Consider the following 22,308-nt stretch of genomic DNA (forward strand, 5'->3'; position numbering starts at 1 on the left):
TCGATGATCTTAGCAACCACACCCGCGCCAACGGTACGACCGCCTTCACGGATAGCGAAACGCAGACCGTCTTCCATCGCGATTGGCGCAATCAGGGCAACTTTGATTGACACGTTATCGCCTGGCATCACCATTTCTGTACCTTCTGGCAATTCTACTGCACCGGTCACGTCTGTGGTACGGAAGTAGAACTGTGGACGGTAGCCATTGAAGAATGGTGTATGACGACCACCTTCATCTTTAGACAGCACGTAGATCTCTGCGCTGAATTTTGTGTGTGGGTTGATAGAACCTGGCTTAGCCAAAACCTGGCCACGCTCTACGTCTTCACGCTTGGTACCGCGCAACAGAACACCCACGTTATCACCAGCTTGACCTTGATCCAGCAATTTGCGGAACATTTCAACACCGGTACATGTGGTCTTCTGAGTTGCTTTCAGACCAACGATCTCAACTTCTTCACCAACCTTAACGATACCACGTTCGATACGGCCAGTCACCACAGTACCACGACCAGAGATAGAGAACACGTCTTCTACTGGCATCAGGAACGTACCGTCAACAGCGCGTTCTGGTTCTGGAATGTAGCTATCCAGCGCAGCTGCCAGTTTGAAAATCGCTGGCTCGCCGTATTCAGACTGGTCACCTTCCAGCGCCAGTTTGGCTGAACCAGTAACGATTGGTGTATCGTCACCTGGGAAGTCGTATTTAGACAGCAATTCACGAACTTCCATTTCTACCAGTTCCAGCAACTCGGCATCATCAACCAAGTCTGCTTTGTTCAGGAACACAATGATGTATGGCACACCAACCTGACGAGCCAACAAGATGTGCTCGCGGGTTTGTGGCATAGGACCATCAGCTGCTGAACATACCAGAATCGCGCCATCCATCTGCGCTGCACCGGTAATCATGTTCTTCACATAGTCAGCGTGACCTGGACAGTCAACGTGAGCGTAGTGACGGGTTTCTGTTTCGTATTCTACGTGTGCAGTATTAATGGTAATACCACGTGCCTTTTCTTCTGGCGCGCTATCAATCTGATCGTAACCTTTTGCTTCGCCACCGAATTTCTTGGACAGAATCGTGGTGATCGCTGCGGTCAGAGTGGTTTTACCATGGTCAACGTGACCAATCGTGCCCACGTTAACGTGCGGTTTCGTCCGCGTGAATTTTTCCTTAGCCATTGCGCAAAACCTCGTCTTATATATAAATGTAAATGCGAAAGTTCACAACCCAACCAAGGGCGGTTGGAGCCCATGACGAGAATTGAACTCGTGACCTCTCCCTTACCAAGGGAGTGCTCTACCGCTGAGCTACATGGGCACAACTAGAAACCTGGAGCGGGTGAAGGGAATCGAACCCTCGTCTTAAGCTTGGAAGGCTTCAGCTCTACCATTGAGCTACACCCGCCTTAAACTTCTGTCGAGTAATTCGGACTGTATATTTATATATACAACCTTATCGCCGACCGCTAGTTGCAGCATAATCTTTTGGTGGAGGGGGAAGGATTCGAACCTTCGAAGGCAGTGCCGTCAGATTTACAGTCTGATCCCTTTGACCGCTCGGGAACCCCTCCAAAAGAGATGCGCATTATGAATACCTACACAAAGCTTGTCAACACCATTTGCATCACATTTTGTAGGAAATCGTGACACTCAGCCATATTAACTATCTAAACCCATGAATTCATACAGTAATTTATTTTAGGCATTGATGAAATAAATTTCACTTAATAGTGGCTTGGCGTCTGCCGCTGGTCTTGCCAGGCACAGATGTCAGGCCAATGCCGACTATCAGGCTTTATATAGAGGGCAGTTTCTTCCCGGAATATTGCTGATATAGCTTTTTACCTAACCCTTCTCAGGCGCGAAAAGTTATTGTGTTAGATATCTTTTCTTTAGGCTGCTTCTTCCAGGCTTTATGGTCAGTTGAAGTTTTTTGCATAATAAGCTCCTTGTCTATTGACGGGGCCTTTTAAATAGGGTTTAATGCTCGACTCTTGTGCATGTGGCCGGGTAGCTCAGTTGGTAGAGCAACGGATTGAAAATCCGTGTGTCGGCAGTTCGATTCTGCCCCCGGCCACCATCGTACTTGAAGTCAACTTATGTTGTGTTGGCCGGGTAGCTCAGTTGGTAGAGCAACGGATTGAAAATCCGTGTGTCGGCAGTTCGATTCTGCCCCCGGCCACCATATATATCTATATATGTCATTCAATAGCCACTTTGTGGCTTTTTTTATTTCTACTGTTGTAGCCCCCTCCACCTAGATGTCCCAGCTGTTGGTATTTACCTGAAATGACTGCGGTGTCATATAAACGTCACGGCTGTGTAGCATTGCCTCTGTATAAATCGCCCTGCTTACCGATCAGCAATGATCTTATTTTTAATCAGGGAGTTTATTTAAATGCGTAAAGTACTATCTGTCGCAGTTGCGGCACTGTTTGTTTCTCCAGCCGTCTTTGCAGACAGCGGTAATGTCACCATCTACGGTAAAGTACGTGCGGGTGTTGAGTTTTTGAATGCAGATGCAAAAACGACTGACCCTACCTCTAGTTCTCACACTTCTCAGACACTGGTCAGCAGTTTCAAGAGCCGTATCGGCTTTAAAGGTACCGAAGATTTGGGTAACGGTCTGAGTACCGTATGGCAGATTGAGAGCGGTTTTAATGCGGATGATGGTTCAATGGATACATTGTCCTCTTCCAAGAAACTGAACGGTAACGGTACGCTGGCTTCTCGCGATACTTTTATCGGCCTGCAAAGCGCGAGCTTGGGGACACTGAAAATTGGTCGTGTTACCTCTCCATACGACAACGTGGGTACCAAGTTTGATGGTTTTGTCGGTAGTGACCGTATCAATGGTTTCTTTGAACAGACCAACACCGACGTTGACCCATCTGCTACCGGCGGTGTTTACAACTTCCCGATTAACGTGAAGCAGAACCGTAAAAATAACGCAATTCACTATACCTCTCCGACCATCAACGGGTTTAGCGGTGCTGCCGAGTACTACCTGAACGAAAATGCGACAACAACCCAAAAAGCAGGCCGTGGCATTTCTACACGCTTATCTTACGCGGCGGATGGTTTGTCTGTTGACTGGGGCTTTGAGCAGAACAAGACAGGTGCAAGTGCACCTGGCAACAAAGAGACTGCCAACCTGCTGAGCATTGGCTATGACGTTTTGCCTAACCTGACACTGGGTGGCCAAGTTTACTCACAGAAAAATAATGCTGCACAAGACATCAAAGACAAGGGTTATGGCCTGTTTGCTACCTACAAGGCATCCCCAAATCTGACGCTGCGTGGTTTCTATGGCCATCTGAAGGCCAGCAAGAATGATGGCTTGGACACAACAGATGATTACACCCAGAAGCGTCTGGTGCTTGGCGTGAATTATGCGTTCTCTAAGCGTACATCCATTTTTGCTGAATACCTGAATGACAAGATTAACCGCAAAGCCGTATCAGCAACCAAAGTGAATACCAGTGCCCGTACGATCAGCATTGGTCTGTCTCACGACTTCTAAGTCGTAAATGGATAGGCATTTGCAGCACATCCGTTGATTGCCGTATTGATTGGCCGCCCCTAACCGGGCGGTCTTTTTTTATCTGCAAACCACAATTTATAGATAATGCTGGCTGAGCACAGCAAGAAGACTAGTCGGCATAACTGGCTGGCAGTGATATAGGCAACGCCCAGATGCAGGTTGCGTGCGGTCAGGCACATCTCGGCCATACCGCCTGGTGCGGTAGCCAGTATGGCAGTAGCAACCGGAATATGGTGAACCTTGGCCAGTAGCACGCCAAACAGCACCAAGAGCAGCTGACTGAGTGCCAGACTGGCTAGCAATCTAGGCATCAGTTGTTTAATGGACGTAAACATGCCGGGTTTAAAGCGGCAACCAAGTGCACTGCCGATCAGCCATTGGGCGGCATTAAGCATCCAGTGGGGTAAGGCGGAAAGTGGTGTACCTGAGGCTGTCAGGATGATGCTGATCAGCAAGGGACCGAATAGCCATGCATTTGGCAGGTTTGCATGATGGCACAGAAAGCCGGCCAGTAGAGCCAGTGCCATCAGGAGGGCAAACTGCTGGTGATCATAGTTTAGATAGATGCTTTGGTAGCTATCGTGCCCTTCTACCCCTGAGATGAGCATGGCAAAGGGAATGGTCGAGACGACACTGACAACCCTGAGACTGTGGCAAAGGGCAATCATGGCGGGATCGCCTCCTTGTCTGGCACCTAAAACGGCCATTTCGGCCGCGCCACCGGGGAGCATGGAAAAAAAGGCGGTTGCTGGCGTCAAGTGGTTCGCCAGCAACCGCATGGTAAGGAGACCTGCAAACAGCGCGGCCAGACAGTTAGCCAAGAGCCAGGGGGCATCTGTCAGTACGGCAGCGAGGACGGGCGCGGTGAAGTAGTGCCCCAAGGCGACCCCGGTGAGCAGTTGTCCGAATTGACGCCCGCCCTCTACAACATTGGTTTTTACACCATAGACACCTGCCAGCCCGGTAGCAAACAGCGGGCCCAGCATCCAGGGCAGCGGCAGATGGATAGCCGCTGCCCCCCATCCTGCAAGCAGGCTTAATATGGCAGTGTTAACCAGAACTGTCAGGCGGTCGGGAAGAGCCATAGTGCATCTGCCGGGAATGAGAGTTGGTGCTCACCTGTTGCCAGTGGCACCGCCCCGAATGCGCGGATGCGAATGGTGTCTGCTCCGTTATGCAGGTGGAACAGGTGCTCCCAGCGATCTCCCAGGAACATGGACGTAATCAGCTCTGCCTGGATGACATTTTCGCCTTCTGCATTGGTTCTGACCTGTTCCAGACGGATAAGCGCCGTGCAGGCTTTCCCGGCCTGGATGATACCTTTGCAGACCCCTTTGAGTACCCGGCCCGCAACTTCAATGCTGGCCATGCTGCCTTCTGCCTGTACGACATTGGCCGGCAGGTGGTTGTTGCTGCCCATGAAGTCGGCGGTGTAGAGTGACTCTGGATGCGCATAAAGGGATTGCGGTGTACCGGCTTGCTCGATGCGGCCGTCTTTGAGCAGCAAGATGCGGTCTGACATCGCCATGGCTTCGGTCTGGTCATGGGTCACAACCAGTGCCGACAGGCCCAGGGTGACGATCAGCTCACGCAGCCATGCCCGGGCTTCTTCCCGCAGTTTGGCATCCAGGTTGGACAGCGGTTCGTCCAGCAGGATAACCGGCGGGTTATAGACCAAAGCACGGGCGATGGCGACACGTTGCTGCTGACCGCCAGACAACTGGTGCGGATAGCGTTCTGCCAGATGACCCAAACCCAGGTTTTTCAGGGCTTGCGAGACACGGTCTTTGGTTTCTTCTGTGCCGACCTTGCGCAGTTTCAGACCGTAAGCGACGTTATCAAACACTGTGCGATGCGGCCAGAGTGCGTAGCTTTGAAACACCAGCCCCAGATTGCGCTTTTCTACGGCCAGCTCGAAGTCTTTGGCTCCATCGAACAAGGTGGTTTTACCGAGGGTGATTTCTCCCTGGCTTGGATGCTCCAGACCGGCAACGGCACGCAGCAAGGTAGTTTTACCGCTACCGGATGCGCCTAGCAGTGCGACCACTTCGCCGGGGGCCAGGGTAAAGGACACGCCTTTCAGGATCGGGTTGTCGCCATATTGCAGGTGCAGATTGTTGACGGTCAGATGCAGTGCGTCGTGTTGGGTTGACTTATTCATGAAGGTTTACTCCAAACTTCAGGGCGATGGCCAGGCCAATGGCAACCAGCGCCACGTTAATCAGGGACAGGGCAGCGACAATATCGACAGCTCCGGCAGCCCACAGGGATACCAGCATGGAACCGATCACTTCGGTACCTGGGGACAGCAGATAAACACCGGTTGAGTATTCGCGCTCAAAGATCATGAACATCAGGACCCAGCTGGACAGCAAGCCAAAGCGGATCAGCGGTAATGTCACGTCTTTACTGACGCGTGCAGCAGATGCACCAAGGGTGCGGGCACTTTCTTCCAGCTCGGGTGCGACTTGTAGCAGTGCACTGGAGATAAGGCGCATGCCGTAGGCCAGCCACACCACCATATAAGCAAGCCAGACACTGATCAGCGTACTGCGAATTTCTTTCAGCCCCGGGACAAACAGGAACACCCACAGGAAGGCCAGACCGGCCAGCAATCCAGGTACGGCGCGAGGGATCAGCACCATGTAGTCGACAATGCGGGTCAGGCCATCTTGCTTGCGATGGGAGGCGAGACCGATGGCGGTATAGGCCATAACGGCAACCCCGCCACCAATCACACCGATCAGCACGCTGTTGAGCACGGCGCGCAGCAGGTTAGGCTGGTTCCAGATTTCGACAAAGGCGTGCAAGCTGAAGGCTTCGGCAAAGCTGACGCCCTCCCCCCAGAAGCTGACAAATGCCCGGAAGGTAATGCCACTGAGCGGTACGATAACGGTAACCAGCAACCAGAACAGCACCAGCGCCAAGGCTGGCAAACGCCATTGCCCTAAAGGCAGTCGTTTCTGGCGGGTGACCTTGCCTTTGACGGCGATATAGCGGTTAGCACTGCGCAGCAGGTAGCGTTGCAGCAGCACCAGCGGAAACGTCACGCCAATAATGCAGACAGCGACGGCGGCCATCAGGTGATAGCTGGGGATACCCAGTTTGTTGGTCAGCTTGTACAGGTAGGAGGCCAATACCAGATGGCCTTCCGGATCGCCCAGAATCAGGGGGAGGCCGAAAATCTCGAAACCAAGGAAGAATACCAGCACACCTGAATACAGGAGGGAGGGGGCAACCATCGGCAAGCTGACGCGTCTGGCCACTTCGAATGGACTCGCGCCCGTTACCCGTGCGGCTTCTTCGACATCAGAACCGAGGTTTTTCAGTGCGGAGCTGGCATACAGATAAACGTGCGGCACATGGGTCAACCCGGCAATCAGGGCGATGCTTGGCAGGGAATAGACATTCCAGGGTACCGTGCCGATCAGGTTTTGCACCCACAGGGTATAAAAACCCACCGGGCCGGTAGCGACCACATAACCGAAACCCAACACGAAAGGTGACACGAATACGGGCACCATAACCATGAGTTCGATCGGACGACGGCAGGGCAAGTCGGTTCTGGCCAGCAAGAAGGCCAGCGCGCCACCCAGTGGTACAGCAATGACCAGCATGGAGACGGCAATGAAGACCGTGTTCTTTAATGCACTCCAGAAATCCGAGTCATCAAAGATGAATCTGAATGCATCCAGACCATACGCATGGTTGGGCATGAAAAATGGGGCGTTCAGCGTGCTTTGCCACAACACCAGGCCAATCGGCATGAAGACGGCCAACGCCATGACCAGTACGACCATCGTCCGCGATAGCCCGTAACGAGCAAGAGCGTTCATGATGATTCCTTTCAGACAGCAGACATCCTGCAGGGTTACGCATGTAACCATGTCAGGCAGATAAACCAGGGAATGTTGCCGGCCGCACCCGGGGGTACAGCCGGCAGGATCAGCAGTTGCTTAGCGACCTAGCGCTTGCTTCCACTGTTTGATGAAGTCCAGACGTTTGGCCTGATCCAGATAGGTCAACAGGCCTGGGCCGACGGCAACCGGCTTGAGTGCGGCACCCAGGACACGTCCCAGATAGTCGCCAGAAGCCTGGCCGGCGATATCTTTACGAACGGAGTACAGATCGGCAGACATGGCCAGGATGCTTTGGCCACGACGGGACAATACATAATCCACCCACACCTTGGCGGCATTAGGCGCTTTGGCTGTTTTGGACACAAACATCAGACGAGAGATCACCAGCGAGTAGTCTGTTGGCATCACAAAGCCAATGTTCGGGTCTGTCTTGGCACGGGTAATGGCGTAAGAACCCAGAATGTTATAACCGATCAGGTTCTCGCCGGAGGAAATACGCTCCATCATGCCGCCGGTGGAAGATTGCAGTTTGACATCCACCGCACCAAATGCCTTGGCCAGATTCCAGAAGGCGGGGTTTACTTTGGCATCCTGGGTGACAAACAGGAAGCCGGTACCGGATTTCTCGATATCGTAAGTGGTAACCTTGCCTTTGTACTTGGCGGTATTTTTGGTCAGCAGGGTGACCAGCTCTGCGTGGGTTTTTGGCACTTCGCCGGCAGGAACCAGGCGCTTGTTGTACACGATGGAGATCGGCTCGTAGGTAGTACCGAACACTTCATCACGCCAGTGGGCCCAGTCTGGCAGGTTCTTCACTTCTGGCGTAGCGTATTTCATGGCATAGCCATCGTTCACCAGCTTTGCCTGCAAGTCCATGGCAGAGCTCCACAGAACGTCTGCAGATGCGCCGCCAGCGGCCGTTTCACTGATGTAACGGTTATACAATTCAGTAGAGTTCACATCGTTGTATTCCAGCTTGATCGCTGGATACATTTTCTGGAAATCTTTTAGCAGGGGTTGCATCAGGGCGGTATCGGTCGTCGAATACACCACCAGCTTGCCTTCTTTGTTGGCAGCATCAATCACAGCCTGATAGCTGGCAGGGTAGCCAGCGGGCACAGCGGCAAACGCTTGTGCAAATGGAAGAGCGGCCAGTACAGCCAGCATAACGCGACGTTGCTTATTCATCTTCGTGTCTCCAATATCTACGTTTGTAATAATTATCTGGCCTAACCATTTTTTGCAGACAATCGTCAGGCAGTGATGGCATGATAAAAAAGACAAGCTTTCAATCACCTTTCATTGATATTGTTTTTTTGCAAGGTTACCGATATGCGTTTACTGCTGGTTGAAGATAATCTGGAATTGGCCGAATCATTACGCAGGGCACTGACGGCAGCCAGCTTTGCGGTAGATGTGGTACACGACGGGCTGGCGGCAGACCAGGCACTGCATCGGGATGACTATGCGCTGCTGGTTCTGGATTTATCGCTACCCAAATTATCTGGCTGGGATGTCTTGCAACGCCTGCGCAAACGCGGCAGCAGCCTGCCGGTATTGATTCTGACCGCTCACGGCAGTGTTGAAGACAGGGTTAAAGGACTCAACCTGGGGGCGGATGATTATCTGGCCAAGCCCTTTGAACTGACAGAGCTGGAAGCACGGCTCCGGGCCCTGCTCCGCCGGGCCAATGGCGCACCTTCCGCCGATATTTGCTGTGCCAGCCTGTGCTATGACAGCAACCAGCGGCGTTTTACCCTGGCAGACCAGCCTGTCAGCCTGCCGCCACGCGAACACGCGGTGCTGGAAGTCTTGCTGCTGAAACAGGGAAAAACCGTCAGCAAAGAAGCGCTACTGGAGCAAATTTGCAATTTTGACGACAGTGTCAGTATCGAGGCCATTGAAATCTACATCCATCGTCTGCGTAAAAAGCTGGAAGGCGCGGATGTCCAGATTGTTACCTTGCGCGGGCTAGGCTATTTGCTGGAGCAGCGGCATGACGTTTAAGGTGGCCAAAAGCCTGCGGGCCGAATTGCTCTGGTGGCTAATGGTACCGCTGGGCATTCTGTTTGCCTTCAACAGCTGGCGCACCATTGATACCTCCAGAGAGCTGGCCAATGTCGCTTACGACAGGACATTGCAAGCCTCTGTGCGCACCATCGCCGAACGGGTCACCGTCGATCAGGATGGAGTCCACGTGGATATCCCCGCCGCTGCGCTAGAAATGTTTGAGTCCCAGTTCCAGGACCGGGTGTACTACAGCGTACATCTGAATAACGGCAAACTGCTCACCGGCTACGACCAGCTGCCCCAACCCGACCGCTTGCATCAACCCGGGCTGGACCGCATTGTCTTCTTTGATGCGCGCTATAAAGGTGAAGACGTGCGGTTTGCCATCTATAGCCGGCCACTGTTTGAGCAGGACAATCGGTTGAGTGCCATTGTACAGGTGGGGGAAACCCTGTCATCCCGCCAGGCGCTGGCCAGGCAGATTGTCTGGGATGCCATGCGGGATCAGTTGTGGATGATGGCGCTGGCCGCCATTTTTGTAGTGATTGGCATTCAGCGGGGGCTAAGACCATTGCTGACACTGAGGGATAAGATCCAGCGCAGGGATGAAGGCGAGCTATACCCGTTTAATGTCCAGAAGGTGCAAACCGAACTGCAACCACTCGTGGTCAGCCTGAACCAGAACATGCAACGCTTGCAGGAAGAACTGGACGCCCGACAGCGGTTTATTGCGGACGCATCGCACCAGCTACGCACCCCCCTTACCCTGTTAAATACCCAGGCAGAGCTGGCCTTGCGTGCCCAGGAACCTGCGGCCATGCATGCAGCGCTGATAGAGCTGCATCACAGCACCCGCCAGACCGTCCGGCTGGCCAACCAGCTGCTTTCCCTGTCACGCGCAGAGCCTGACAGCGTCAGACAATTGGCCTTTGAACCCATGGACCTGACAGATTTTGCCCGGTCCCTGACCGCCGAATTTGCACCTGCGGCGAGAAGCAAGCAAATTGATCTGGGATTCGAAGGCGAAGACGCCTGTTACATTTCGGGCAATACCCTGCTGCTGCATGAACTGATATCCAACCTGCTGGACAATGCCATTCATTACACTCCGGCAAATGGCATTGTCACCATTCGGGTAGAAGCACAGCATGCCGACATCTATCTGACCGTGAGTGATAGCGGCCCCGGCATTCCACGGTCAGAGCGATTGCGGGTCTTCGAGCGGTTTTACCGTATTCTGGGCACCAAAGAATCCGGCTGTGGCCTTGGATTGGCCATCGTCAAGGAATGTGCTCAGGCCCACGAGGCTGTCGTCAGCCTGAGTGATGCAGAAGAAGGCGGGCTGAAAGTCACCGTTCGCTTTCCGCCTTCCCCGCACCGGCATTTCTAGTTAGCCGTTTTTGACAGTTCAGCCACGGCCTTTTGCATCATGCTATTGACGGCCATGGCAAATTTTGGCGACAGCGCCGACCAGTACTCGAGATTCTTGTGACTCTCGCCGGAGGGTACGCTCAACGCATCGGGTTTCATCGACAACCACAGCAGTGGCTGATCCCCATTGCCAAATCCCTGCCCTTTACCCAGACACTTGAGAGACAGCTCGATCACCCGCATCGTCTTGCGGTCATTCACCACCTTCACCGACCAGGCCAACGTGACCGGCACACCGGCCAGTTCCCGGACTTTTGGTGATACCTCACTGTCAGAGATATCAAACATGCCCGGGCTGCGATATTTATAGCCCAGCACCGGCACTTGCTGATAGCCAAAGTAATAATCCGGCTTGAAAAGCCCGCCTTTGACATTCTCGGTATCGGTAGTAAGCGCGACTTCCCCTTTCACCTTGCCATAAAAAGGGGCACTGGTCACGGTGTCCGGCGGTACCAGTTCCAGTTTGTTTTGCTGTACAGCCCCTACCACTGCCGTGGCGATATCCGCCGCGATGGCCTTGGCCATGTCAGCAGACAAATGATCTTCTACCGGTTCCCGACTGGCAAAATCCACCCCGCTACCCGCCCCCATCAAGGTAAACGCCCCTGCCAGCAAGCCGGACGTTACTTTGCTGTCGGTATGCCCTTCCCCGCTCAGGAGCGTCAGCCGTTCCAGATGCACCCCAAGTTTGACATTCAGTCCGCTGATGGCCACCTTGGTCACCGGCAGAATATCTTTGGCGTACTTCAGCACATTGTTCTTTTCTTCGATCGGGAAAGGATCATCTGCCGCCTGGCTTAGCCAAGGGGTCAGCGTCAGTACACCCACGGTCATCATGCGTTTCCAGCACATCCTGTTCTCCCTGCGTCATTCGATGATTTTTTCATCATAATTCAGGCAGAAGGGTGTGACCATGCCATGAAGCGGCAGAATGCACACGGCTTAACAACGATTTACAATTGGGAAACCGCAATATTTCAACCGTTGCTTCTGGCAAGCTGGTTTAAAATAAGATTTTCTCTGCCGCCCTACCCAACTGGAACCTGTCATGGATTACTTCCCCATTTTTCTGAATTTGAAACAGCAACATTGCCTGGTGGTAGGCGGGGGAGAAGTTGCATTACGCAAGGCCAGCCTGCTCGCCCAGGCACAGGCGATTGTCACGCTGGTGTCGCCCGAGCTGCATCCGGACCTGCAAGCGCAAGTCGACGCAGGTGCCATGCACTACATTGCCGGCGAGTTTGCGCCTGAGCATCTCACTGGCAAACGGGTGGTCATTGCCGCCACGGATGACAAAGCCGTCAACCGGCAGGTTTATGAACTGGCAGAGCAGCTGGGTATCCCGGTCAATGTGGTGGACCAGCCCGACCTGTGCCGTTTCATCATGCCGGCCATCGTAGACCGTTCTCCCTTGGTGATTGCCATTTCCACATCAGGCGGCGTACCGGTGCTGGCTCGCCAGCTAAGAACCAAACTCGAAAGCCTGATCCCGCATGGCTACGGCGTGCTGGCCAAGCTGGCCAGCGAATTCCGCCACAAGGCCAAGCAGAAGCTGCCAGACGTAGGTACCCGTCGCCTGTTCTGGGAAGAAGCCCTGCAAGGGACAGTGGCCGAGAAGGTATTTGCCGGCAAAGTGGAAGAAGCCCGCCAGGATCTGGACCATCAGCTAGAGACAGCCGACATCGCGCGTTTGCAGCAAGGCGCGGTATACCTGGTAGGTGGAGGCCCTGGCAACCCGGACTTGCTCACCTTCCGTGCCTTGCGGCTGATGCAGCTGGCCGATGTGGTGCTATACGACAACCTGATTGCCCCGGCGATTCTGGACCTGGTCCGCCGTGATGCAGAGCGGATTTATGTGGGCAAGAAAACCAATAACCACGCCCTGCCACAAGACGATATCAACCAGCTGCTGGTCAAACTGGCCAAAGAAGGCAAGAAAGTGCTGCGGCTCAAAGGAGGCGACCCGTTCATTTTCGGTCGCGGCGGTGAAGAAATCGAAACTCTGGCCGAAGAAGGCATTCCGTTTGAAGTGGTACCCGGCATTACCTCTGCCTCCGGCGCCTCCTGCTTTGCGGGCATCCCGCTGACGCACCGGGATTATGCCCAGGCCTGTACATTTGTCACCGGCCATCGCCGAGCAGGCGAAACCGAGCTGGACTGGCCGCGGCTGGTACAAGCCAATGAAACAGTGGTGGTGTATATGGGCGTGGGTCAGGCCAAAGAGATTTGCCAGCAGCTGATCCAGCATGGCCGTGCCGCAGAGACACCGGTCGCCATTGTAGAACAGGCGACTACGGCACAGCAGCGGGTCGTGGTCGGCACGCTGTCTACCCTGCCCGACAAGATCATCGAGGCAGGGGTCAAATCTCCCGCGCTGATCATCATCGGGGAAGTAGTCAAACTGCACGCCAAGCTCGCGTGGCACACCAAGCCAGCAGGCTGATGTGAAAAAGCCGATGCCACCATCGTGGAGCATCGGCTTTTACTACCTTGTGCAGCGAACGATTTACAGCGAGAAGCGTGCCACGGACTGACGCAAATCCCCCGCCAGATGGCTTAGTCGGGCCACAATTTCACCAGTGCTCGATACTTGCACCACATTCTCTTTCGCCAGAGAGGCAATATCGTTTACGTGGCGCTCCATCATGTCGGTCACCCCAACCTGATTATCGTACACTTGTACCAGCGCCTGCAGGTCTGCATAGGTTTGCTGAGCCCCCTGGTTTAACCGGTCTAGCGCGGGTAGCAGGTCGTTGATACTCTCGACCCCTTTGGCGACCTGGCGTGTACCCTGCTGCATGGACTGAACGGCACGCTCGGCTTCAGTTTGTAGCGCCATCAGTACCTGCTGGATATCGGTCGTGGCATTGGCGGTTTTTTCTGCCAGCTTGCGCACTTCATCCGCCACCACCGCAAAGCCGCGCCCCGCCTCGCCGGCACGTGCGGCTTCAATGGCAGCGTTCAAGGCCAGCAAATTGGTCTGTTCTGCAATCTCCTTGATCACGGTCGCAATGCCGCCAATCTGTGCGGCGCGTTGTTCCAGCTGATCAATATTACCTGCCGATTTCTGGATACCGTCCGCCAGCAGGTTGATCTCGTTCGCCGCGCTGGTTGCCGATGCACTCCCCTCGCCAGACAAGTTGGCCGCTTCATAGGCGCGCGTCTGCACAGACTTGCTGCGCTGACTGAGCTCGGAAAAACTGCCAGCGACTTCGTGAATGGCTACAGACACTTCTTCTGCTGCCGTTCTTTGCTGTGAGGCACTGTTGCTGACCACCCCAAAGGTTTCATCCAGAATGGTGGCCGAATCCGCCAGCTGGTCAGCTTGCTCGCGCACTTTGGCAAACATGCTGCGCAGTTCATCCTGCATTTTGACCAGCGCACTGAGCAATACCCCGGTTTCGTCGGCGTGCAGTTGCGTCAGTCGCCCAGACAAATCTCCCGAGGCGATTTTCTGCGCAAAACCAATGGCATGGTTGAGCGGGTTGGTAATCGAACGGATCACCGAGAATCCAAGCCCGATGGCCAGCACAAAACCGACCACGGTAACGATCAGCAACAGGTTCTGCATGGTCGTCATGTCAGAACCGGCCTGGATATGGGAGGCATCAGCCAGCTTGCGCTTCATTTCCAGCAGCTTGGTAATCTGGCCGGTTAACTGGTCAAAGATATCCAGCGCTTCAGAACGGTAAATCTGCAGACCCTCGTCCCCCACCCCGGCCAAGGCCTTCGCAATGGCTGGCTGGCGTGCTTTTTTATAAGCTTCCCACGCCTTGGCCGCCTCACCAATCAGTTTGACCTCTTCAGGATCACTGGCGGATTGGCGGATGTGCGTCAGATGGGTATCGATATCTTTTTCGAGCAAGGTGACTTTGGCCAGCGGCTTTTTGGCGTAGTCTGCATCCGGCGTGCCAAAGGCAACCAGCAGCAAGGCCTTGGAGCGGTGCAGTTCATCCAGAGAAATCGCAGCTTCAGTCAGTGGCACGGTGCGAAGATTGAATTCTTCATCCAGCCTGGTGGACTGCTTGTGCATGCCCCACAAGCCGGTCAGGCTGGCGGCAAGAAGCAAGGCACACGAGAAAATGGCGAATAGCCACAGTTTTTGTCTGATGGTAAGTTGGTACACAAGCTCTCCCCTTGGGTAATGCAACCAGATACGTCATTGCGCTAGGCGGATGACATACGTAAATCTACGTATTAAATTCTGGCCGCGGCCTAATTCTAGAGAGAGAAACAGATTATGTAGTCAGAGAGCGCGACATGGATGGTCAGTATTGCGCCATATATTGCACAAATGACCATCCATGATGTGATAGGTCTCCCCGCAAGGAGGAGAAAAACAAGGTGTTGTTAAGCAGCAGGTGCCAGCAGACGTGCCAGCAAAGCGCCATTCAGTTCAGCTGGCAACGGAATGCTCACGGCGTGACCGCTACCGGCGGCCAGTTCCACTGGCTGTTCGTTGTTGGAATTACGCATGCTGGTCACTTCGATCACGCGATTACCGCTTGGATGGATCACTTCCAGACGATCGCCCACTCCAAAACGGTTTTTCACGTCAATTCTGGCCCAGCCATCGACGATCTCGACCACATCACCGACATATTGGCTGCGGCCAGACTCGGAATAACCGGTCAGATAGTTCTGGTGATCTTGCGTATGGTGGCGCTGGTAGAACCCATCGGTATAACCGCGGTTTGCCAGGCCTTCCAGCTCGCCCAGCAAGGTCGGGTCAAACGGACGGCCCGCCATGGCGTCGTCAATGGCGCGACGGTAAACCTGTGCAGTACGTGCCACGTAGTACAAGGATTTGGTACGGCCTTCTACCTTCAGCGAATTCACACCGATTTTGGCCAAACGCTCCACGTGCTCTACCGCACGCAGATCCTTACTGTTCATGATGTAAGTGCCGTGCTCGTCTTCCATGATCGGCAACAGGCTGCCAGGACGATTGGCTTCTTCGATCAAATAGACCTTGTCGGCTTCCGGATGGCGGGGCATGTTGCCCAGACCAGAGAACGACTGGTCGGCATCTTCCATGGCCTTGCGATAATCAAACTTCAGGGTCTCGACCGGAATGCGGGCGATATCGCCGGTTTCATTCTCCGCAGCTGGTTGGACGTTATAGTCCCAACGGCAAGAGTTGGTACACGTACCCTGGTTAGGATCACGGTGGTTAAAGTAGCCAGACAGCAGGCAACGGCCGGAATAAGCAATACACAAGGCGCCATGGACAAATACTTCCAGCTCCATGTCCGGACAGCGCTGGCGGATTTCTTCCACTTCATCCAGGCTCAGCTCGCGCGACAGAATCACGCGGGTCAGGCCGATTTTCTGCCAGAACTTCACGTCCGCCCAGTTGGTCGCGTTCGCCTGTACTGACAGGTGAATCGGCACCTCTGGCCATTTCTCGCGCACCATCATGATCAGGCCCGGGTCGGCCATGATCAGTGCATCCGGCTTCATCTCGATCACCGGGGCCATATCGTTCAGGTAGGTTTTCAGCTTGGCGTTATGCGGGAAGATGTTGCTGGCCACAAAAAACAGTTTGCCGCGTGCATGGGCGCCATCAATCCCCGCTTTCAGGCTTTCCAGTGACGAAAACTCGTTATTACGGGCGCGCAGGCTGTAACGCGGCTGGCCAGCGTAAACGGCATCCGCACCGTAATCAAACGCGGCGTGCATTTTGGTTAAAGAACCGGCTGGCAATAAGAGTTCTGGAGAAGCGGGCATGACGTACATCCAACAAAGTAATGTTTAAGGTTGGCGATTATACAGAAAAAGTGTTGAAAATCAGACCCTTCTGTGAATAGGGTTGTTTTTGATGCAACAATGCTTGCAAGTATGACGTTCGCCACTTACAATAAGAACGAACGTTCTAAATAAACTTAAAAGGGGGCATCATGCCACCACCCAATAAAGACCACGATTATCTTGCAAAGTTGCAGGATTATTATGCGGATTTCCGCTCGCTACCCTCTTATGCCAGCATGGGGCAACTGCTGGGTTTGGCCTCCAAATCTGCCGTGTCCGCCTTGGTCAAGCGGCTGCAACTGCAAGGTTATCTGGAATCCTCACCCGACAAACGGCTGGTACCGACCAAGCGGTTCTTTGGCCGGCCGATGGCAGAAGACGTGGTACGCGCAGGTTTGCCTAGCGAAGCCCACGACGGCATGCGTGATGCCCTCAATATCGATGAGTACCTGATCGAAAAACCGTCCGAGACCATGCTGATCGAGGTGAAAGGTGATTCAATGATCGAGGCCCATATTCAGGAGGGTGACATTGCCGTGGTAGAAAAGCGTCTGGCCGCCCATCCCGGAGATATCGTGGTGGCGGTAGTGGATGGCGAATTCACCCTGAAATATCTGGAAAAAGACGGCCCGCACTATATTTTACGCCCGGCAAATGCAGCCTACCCGGTGATTCGCCCGACCCAGTCCCTGCAGATTTTTGGGGTCATGGTTGGTTTGATACGCAAATTCTAAAGCGAATCGTCAAGACTAGTGCGTATCAGCAAGTCTTGTACACATGAACCCCATAAAAAACGCCACTCACAGGTGGCGTTTTTTATGGGGTTCATGAACAGCAAACAGATCAGCGTACGTTTGAAGTAGCTTGCTTTGTAGCTGTCTCTTGCAGTGTGCCCGCCGGTTTCATTACCGCGGCAGGTGTAACCGGCCGGTTCATCAGCCAGTACACCAGCCCCCAGTATGCTGCATAAATGATCAGCAAAGACAAGGAAGGCTGTGCTCGGTAGCCGGTAAGGGCCGCAATCAGACCACCGATACGGCCGTCATCTGCCAGAATGAAACTGCTATCCCATACCTGGTCAACAATCGTTGGAATCCATTCAAACGATTGCATCTTCTCTACACCCGTTACCAGCAATGAGGCTGCCAGCAATAACAGCAGGGCTTCAGAAAAACGGAAGAACGCTTTCCAGGAGAATATCTTGCTACCGGCTTGCAGCAACCAGAAGGTCACCAGCGCCAGGGCAAACCCGGTCATGGCGGTCAACACAAACGTCACCAGATCCATGCCTTGCTGCGCCAACCCCAGACCGTACAGGAAAATGACGGTTTCGCTGCCTTCCCTGGCTACCGCCAGAGCGACCAGCACCAGCATGCCCCACCAGTTGGCATTTTCTGCATTGGCAGCCATGCCGCTTTCCAGTTGTTTCTTCAGGTGGCGGCCATTCTTTTTCATCCACAGCACCATCTGCACAATCAGGGCAGAAGCCACCAGCACCATGCCCATCTGGAAGTAATCCTGGGCTTCTCCGGCAAAGAAGTCTTCAAACACCAGAATGGCACCGCCCAGCGTAAAGGCAAGCCCCAAACCCAGTGCTACCCCGCCCCAGAGGTAACGCATGCCAGCCTTGGCATCAGGATTGGCGCGCAGCCACGCATACAGAATGCCGATAACCAGCATCGCTTCTACGCTTTCCCGCCAGACAATAAATAGCACCTGCTCCACCTGATACCTCCAGAATTATGGATGACAACCTTGTTTAAGTATGCCGCAGCTTTGGCAATGCCCGATTACTTGGCAACAATCACGCCTTGGCCGGTTGGCAGGTTTTCATGGAACTCGTCCACAAACTTGTATTCGCCGGCTTTCAATGCATTGATGCTGATCACGGCGGTCGCGCCTGCAGCGATCACTTTTTCTTTTTTCAGTGGCTTGCTTTCAAACTCGGCAGCCACTTTGCCAGTGTTTTTGACTTCAATCTTGAATTTCTTGCCAGACACAACTTCCAGCTTTTGCGGACTGATCACGCCATCCTTGATCTCAAGCTTATAGACCTGAACATCTTCTGCCTGAGCAGAAAAAGACAATGAAACCAACGCAATACAGGCTGCACCCAGAAGTTTTTTCATAGCTACCTCAATAGTTAAGAGACAAGAAACGGGGAATCGTTATGAGAATCATTATTACTTATCCGCAAAAACTTGTAAATAATAAAAACAATTCTCATTCAGAAATATGCACAAACCTTGATCATTTTTTGTGTTGGCGACGTTTGATCATGCTAGCGGAAATTTTTGCCAGCTGTTTCTCAGTCAAAAGACGTTCTGCCCATGGGTATACCTGGGTCTCTTCTTCTTGCGCATGCAAAGCATAGTGATGCGCAAATTGTTCGACCAGCCCATCATCGCCCAGATGGGCTTCATCACCCGCTTGCACCTTGTGCAACCGGGGTTTCAGTTGCCGCCACATGGTATCCAGCTGCGGGTGCTCGTGCGTCAGTTTCTGAATGGCATGCCGCAGTTCAGAAGCATCCATCCTATCCTCGCTGGCCTTCAGCAAAGCCGGGAACAGGTCCTCTTCTTCATCTGCATGGTGTAGCGGTGCCGCAACCTCAAAATAGCGCAGCACATTCGCCGCTGCCGTCTGGGCATCCAGCGTATTGCCATGGGCTGCCAGATGCTTGGACAGTTTTTGTAGCGTGTCGCAAAACTTGCGCACACGCCCGTGACACGCCACCAGCATTTCCAGTGGCGTTTCCAGCGAAGGGAGGTCGTCAGGCAATTGCACGTTGTAGCTCGTCTTCCTGATTCAGTTGCGGCATGACCCCGGTCAACAGGTAGTCGATCAGTTCTTTGACAGGCCGCATGGCCGAACCGAACGGCAAAGATTCTGCACCCCGGAAGAACAAACCTTTGGAGACTTCACCCTTGAGGGCGGCTGCCAGTTGGGAATCAATGCAGAACTGGCCGATTTTCGCGATACCGTCACGCAGACCGCAGGTAGACAGGCAGTTCAGCCCGGTGGTGCAACGGGAAGCATCGCACTTGGCTTTGGTTTGCAGGAAGCTTTCGCGCTTCAGGTAATTCTTGAGCCATGGTGTCAGAACACCACGGGCAGGCAAGCCGGCCACGCTCATGAATTCAACGATGTCTTCATCTCTGGCGCCAGCCAGTACGGCCTTGAAGTTAGGGTGCGCATCACCCTCTGTCGATACGGCAAACGCGGTTCCCAGCTGAACGCCAGATGCGCCCCACGAGAACACGTCTTTTACTTTTTCATGGCTATTGATACCCCCCGCCACAATCAGCGGGATCTCGTTTTCAACACCCATTTCCTTGAATAATTCCAGCGCGCCCGCCAGCACAATATCGAAGTTGAATTTTTCGTCTTTCAGGTCTTCAATTTTGGCGGCGCCCAGGTGACCACCGGCGTAACGCGGATGCTCGATCACGATGGCATCCGGCTTGCGCCCTTTCTTCATCCATTTTTTCAGGACCAGCGCAATGCCACGTACCTCGGACAGAATCGGCACGAGTGCTACATTCGGGTAATCGGCCGCCATTTCTGGCAGGTCAAACGGCAGGCCTGCGCCCATCACGATGGCATCGGCACCGCTTTCGCATGCCTGGCGTACATAGGCAGGATGGTCGGCAACCGCCTTCATCACGTTCACGGCAATCAGGCCCTCGCCACCAGACAGGTCTTTGGCCATCTTGATTTCACGGTCAAGCGCCGTCAGGTTGGCCTGGTTCAGCACGTCCTGATCACGGACACGATGGCACTGTTCCAGCAAATCCGGATGGTGGTGCTTTAAATCCACGCTGGCAAGCGTACCAACCGCACCTTCTTTTGCCACGCTACCCGCCAGGCGGTGCGCGGAGACCCCTACGCCCATGCCTCCCTGCACCACAGGCAATACAGACTTGCCCCGGATGCGAAGCAGGGGAAACGGAGACTTGATTACAGACATAAGGGGCCTTTCAAAATCCTGGAAATCACGAATGATCAAATACTAAATAGGGCTTGTATGAGAATGCCACCAATTTTCATCGTATGCATTGAGATGTATCAATACGCTTCGTGCTTTATCTGGCAAATCCGCAAACAAGTGCGACTCAATCCGGGAAATAGGACATGCAACTATCAGATTTGGGTACAGATGCCCATATGGCAGCATTGATGGGGAAAATCCGGCGCCCGCTTTTGCATCTGTACATGAACCAATATGGTATCCAGACCCCGTAATTTCAAGAGATTGCGTATACTGAGTACTGTCCTCCTCTGCTATGGATCACCGGTATGATCATTCATCAGCTTAAAGAAATCGTCGGCCCAGCCCAAGTATTGACCAGCGATGCAGACAAAGCCCCTTATTGCACTGACTGGCGTGGCCGCTATCATGGCAAGGCGTTGGCAGTCGTCAGACCGGCGACCGTGGAGGAAGTGAGCGAGGTGGTTGCCTGCTGTGTCAAACAAGGGATCGCCATCGTGCCTCAGGGGGGTAATACCGGGTTATGTGGTGGCGCGACACCCGCTGATGATGGCAATGCCATCGTGCTCTCGCTCGGCCGCCTGAACCGGATTCGACACATCGATCCGCAAAACCAGACCATCACGGTTGAGGCCGGCTGTACCTTGGCAGCCGTACAAGACGCAGCACGACAGCATAACCACCTGTTTCCGCTATCACTCGCATCCGAAGGCAGCTGCCAGATTGGTGGCAATCTCTCTACCAATGCCGGCGGCGTGCAAGTACTGCGCTACGGCAACATGCGGGAACTGACCCTCGGGCTAGAGGTCGTCCTGGCTGACGGACAACGCCTGGACACCTTGCGCGGGTTACGCAAGGACAATACCGGCCTAGACCTGAAACAATGCTTTATCGGCGCCGAGGGCACCCTCGGTATCATTACCGCCGCCACTCTGAAATTGTTCCCGTTACCCAAGGTGCAAGCCACGGCAATGGCAGCCCTGCCCTCCATCGACGCGGCCATCCGGTTGCTGAACGCCACCCAGGCAGCATTTGGCGACCGGTTGACCGCATTTGAGCTGATCTCGGATGTCTGCATGACGCTGGTCCGGCAGCATATTCCCCAGGCTCGGCTGCCGTTTGATGCGCCCGCGCCATGGTATGTCCTGATGGAGCTATCCGAAACCCGTGCAGACAGTGCGCTAGACGAGATGCTGGTGCACCACCTGACGGCTCAGCATGCGCTAGTGGATGCGGTCGTCGCCCACAATGAACAACAGCGCCTTGTGCTGTGGTTGCTGCGGGAAGAAATCTCCGAAGCACAGAAGCAGGACGGGCTATCGATAAAACATGATATTTCGCTGCCCATCTCGGCCATTCCGGCGTTTGTAGAGGAAATGACCGAGGAACTGCGCTATTTCGAACCCGCACTGCGTTTGCAGGTGTTTGGTCATCTGGGCGATGGCAATCTGCACTTCAACGTCGGCAAATCGCCAGACGCCAGTCTTGACCTGCTGGCGCTCGAACCCCAGATCAACAGCCTGGTTTACCAACGGGTACAGCTGAATATGGGCTCGATCAGCGCAGAACACGGCATCGGCCAGCTCAAACGCAATACGCTTCCGCTGTACGCAGACCCGGTCAAACTGCACGCGATGCAGCTGATCAAAAATGCGCTGGACCCAGATAACCTGATGAACCCTGGCAAGGTATATGCCGATCGCTGGTGAAGCA

18 protein-coding genes and 5 tRNA genes are annotated in these 22,308 nt (G+C 54.0%); 8 read left to right on the top strand and 15 right to left on the bottom strand.

The genetic code is table 11. From position 1 onward, the window contains the following. The 4 genes from tuf to F552_RS0113445 all read right to left on the bottom strand — a co-directional run. Positions 1–1,187 (bottom strand): elongation factor Tu (gene tuf, locus F552_RS0113430; RefSeq protein WP_026182715.1); only part of this gene is annotated, 1,187 nt, incomplete at its 3' end. Positions 1,188–1,251: 64 nt separating this feature from the next. Further along, positions 1,252–1,326: transfer RNA gene (locus F552_RS0113435), tRNA-Thr, on the bottom strand. Positions 1,327–1,339: 13 nt separating this feature from the next. Continuing rightward, positions 1,340–1,413, bottom strand: a tRNA-Gly gene (locus F552_RS0113440). Positions 1,414–1,494: 81 nt separating this feature from the next. Next, positions 1,495–1,579, bottom strand: a tRNA-Tyr gene (locus tag F552_RS0113445). 433 nt (positions 1,580–2,012) lie between these two features. On the opposite strand from F552_RS0113445, the gene F552_RS0113450 reads away from it, so the two are divergent. The 3 genes from F552_RS0113450 (at position 2,013) to F552_RS0113460 (ending at position 3,531) form a co-directional block, all read left to right on the top strand. Then, a tRNA-Phe gene (locus F552_RS0113450) sits at positions 2,013–2,088 on the top strand. Between the two features lie 29 nt (positions 2,089–2,117). Next, positions 2,118–2,193: transfer RNA gene (locus tag F552_RS0113455), tRNA-Phe, on the top strand. A 213-nt stretch (positions 2,194–2,406) separates the two neighbouring features. After that, entirely contained in the window at positions 2,407–3,531 is a 1,125-nt protein-coding gene (locus F552_RS0113460) for a porin (RefSeq protein ID WP_018152270.1), read from the top strand. A gap of 59 nt (positions 3,532–3,590) precedes the next feature. On the opposite strand, the gene F552_RS19410 is transcribed toward F552_RS0113460, so the two are convergent. The 4 genes from F552_RS19410 to F552_RS0113480 all read right to left on the bottom strand — a co-directional run bounded on the left by F552_RS19410 (position 3,591) and on the right by F552_RS0113480 (position 8,600). Continuing rightward, a complete protein-coding gene (locus F552_RS19410; RefSeq protein WP_018152271.1) occupies positions 3,591–4,637 on the bottom strand; it encodes an AbrB family transcriptional regulator in 1,047 nt (348 codons plus the stop codon). After that, on the bottom strand, positions 4,616–5,713 hold the full coding sequence (locus F552_RS0113470) for an ABC transporter ATP-binding protein (protein ID WP_018152272.1): 1,098 nt from the start codon (positions 5,711–5,713) through the stop codon (positions 4,616–4,618). Before F552_RS0113470 ends, F552_RS19410 begins: the two co-directional genes overlap by 22 nt. Then, positions 5,706–7,388 (bottom strand): ABC transporter permease, encoded by a 1,683-nt coding sequence (locus F552_RS0113475; protein ID WP_245546694.1) that lies wholly within the window; start codon positions 7,386–7,388, stop codon positions 5,706–5,708. The genes F552_RS0113470 and F552_RS0113475 overlap by 8 nt, the downstream gene beginning before the upstream one ends. Positions 7,389–7,508: 120 nt before the next feature. Then, on the bottom strand, positions 7,509–8,600 hold the full coding sequence (locus F552_RS0113480) for an ABC transporter substrate-binding protein (RefSeq protein ID WP_051078326.1): 1,092 nt from the start codon (positions 8,598–8,600) through the stop codon (positions 7,509–7,511). A 144-nt stretch (positions 8,601–8,744) separates the two neighbouring features. Between F552_RS0113480 and F552_RS0113485 the strand changes: the two genes are divergently transcribed. Both F552_RS0113485 and F552_RS0113490 read left to right on the top strand, forming a co-directional pair. Beyond that, positions 8,745–9,419, top strand: a complete 675-nt coding sequence (locus tag F552_RS0113485) for a response regulator (protein WP_018152275.1) — start codon at positions 8,745–8,747, stop codon at positions 9,417–9,419. Then, positions 9,409–10,812, top strand: coding sequence for a sensor histidine kinase (locus F552_RS0113490; protein ID WP_018152276.1), 1,404 nt, complete (start codon positions 9,409–9,411; stop codon positions 10,810–10,812). The genes F552_RS0113485 and F552_RS0113490 overlap by 11 nt, the downstream gene beginning before the upstream one ends. On the opposite strand, the gene F552_RS0113495 is transcribed toward F552_RS0113490, so the two are convergent. Continuing rightward, a complete protein-coding gene (locus F552_RS0113495) occupies positions 10,809–11,705 on the bottom strand; it encodes a hypothetical protein (protein ID WP_156802332.1) in 897 nt (298 codons plus the stop codon). The genes F552_RS0113490 and F552_RS0113495 overlap by 4 nt on opposite strands. A 196-nt stretch (positions 11,706–11,901) precedes the next feature. On the opposite strand from F552_RS0113495, the gene cysG reads away from it, so the two are divergent. After that, positions 11,902–13,296, top strand: a complete 1,395-nt coding sequence (cysG, locus tag F552_RS0113500) for a siroheme synthase CysG (protein ID WP_018152278.1) — start codon at positions 11,902–11,904, stop codon at positions 13,294–13,296. 63 nt (positions 13,297–13,359) lie between these two features. Here the strand turns inward: cysG and F552_RS20140 are convergent, their stop codons facing one another. Further along, on the bottom strand, positions 13,360–14,979 hold the full coding sequence (locus F552_RS20140) for a methyl-accepting chemotaxis protein (RefSeq protein WP_018152279.1): 1,620 nt from the start codon (positions 14,977–14,979) through the stop codon (positions 13,360–13,362). Positions 14,980–15,203: 224 nt separating this feature from the next. Further along, a complete protein-coding gene (trhP, locus tag F552_RS0113510; protein WP_026182718.1) occupies positions 15,204–16,583 on the bottom strand; it encodes a prephenate-dependent tRNA uridine(34) hydroxylase TrhP in 1,380 nt (459 codons plus the stop codon). 170 nt (positions 16,584–16,753) lie between these two features. Here trhP and F552_RS0113515 point away from each other — a divergent pair, with 170 nt between their 5' ends. Further along, positions 16,754–17,338 (top strand): LexA family protein, encoded by a 585-nt coding sequence (locus tag F552_RS0113515; protein WP_018152281.1) that lies wholly within the window; start codon positions 16,754–16,756, stop codon positions 17,336–17,338. A gap of 109 nt (positions 17,339–17,447) precedes the next feature. Here F552_RS0113515 and F552_RS0113520 read toward each other — a convergent pair whose 3' ends face one another. From F552_RS0113520 to F552_RS0113535, 4 genes are all read right to left on the bottom strand, one after another. Further along, positions 17,448–18,320, bottom strand: coding sequence for an FTR1 family iron permease (locus tag F552_RS0113520; protein WP_245546695.1), 873 nt, complete (start codon positions 18,318–18,320; stop codon positions 17,448–17,450). Between the two features lie 74 nt (positions 18,321–18,394). Continuing rightward, the gene (locus tag F552_RS0113525) at positions 18,395–18,733 is read right to left on the bottom strand and encodes a cupredoxin domain-containing protein (RefSeq protein WP_018152283.1); all 339 of its coding nucleotides are present in this window, start codon (positions 18,731–18,733) and stop codon (positions 18,395–18,397) included. A gap of 121 nt (positions 18,734–18,854) precedes the next feature. Next, complete coding sequence (locus F552_RS0113530) at positions 18,855–19,391, bottom strand: hemerythrin domain-containing protein (RefSeq protein WP_018152284.1); 537 nt, start codon at positions 19,389–19,391, stop codon at positions 18,855–18,857. Then, on the bottom strand, positions 19,378–20,565 hold the full coding sequence (locus tag F552_RS0113535) for an NAD(P)H-dependent flavin oxidoreductase (RefSeq protein WP_211208312.1): 1,188 nt from the start codon (positions 20,563–20,565) through the stop codon (positions 19,378–19,380). The genes F552_RS0113530 and F552_RS0113535 overlap by 14 nt, the downstream gene beginning before the upstream one ends. A 338-nt stretch (positions 20,566–20,903) precedes the next feature. Between F552_RS0113535 and F552_RS0113545 the strand changes: the two genes are divergently transcribed. Beyond that, on the top strand, positions 20,904–22,304 hold the full coding sequence (locus F552_RS0113545) for an FAD-binding oxidoreductase (RefSeq protein ID WP_018152287.1): 1,401 nt from the start codon (positions 20,904–20,906) through the stop codon (positions 22,302–22,304). Positions 22,305–22,308 lie beyond the last annotated feature (4 nt).

Origin of the sequence: Leeia oryzae DSM 17879, from assembly GCF_000376945.1 — a bacterium.
In the GTDB taxonomy this organism is placed as follows: domain Bacteria; phylum Pseudomonadota; class Gammaproteobacteria; order Burkholderiales; family Leeiaceae; genus Leeia; species Leeia oryzae.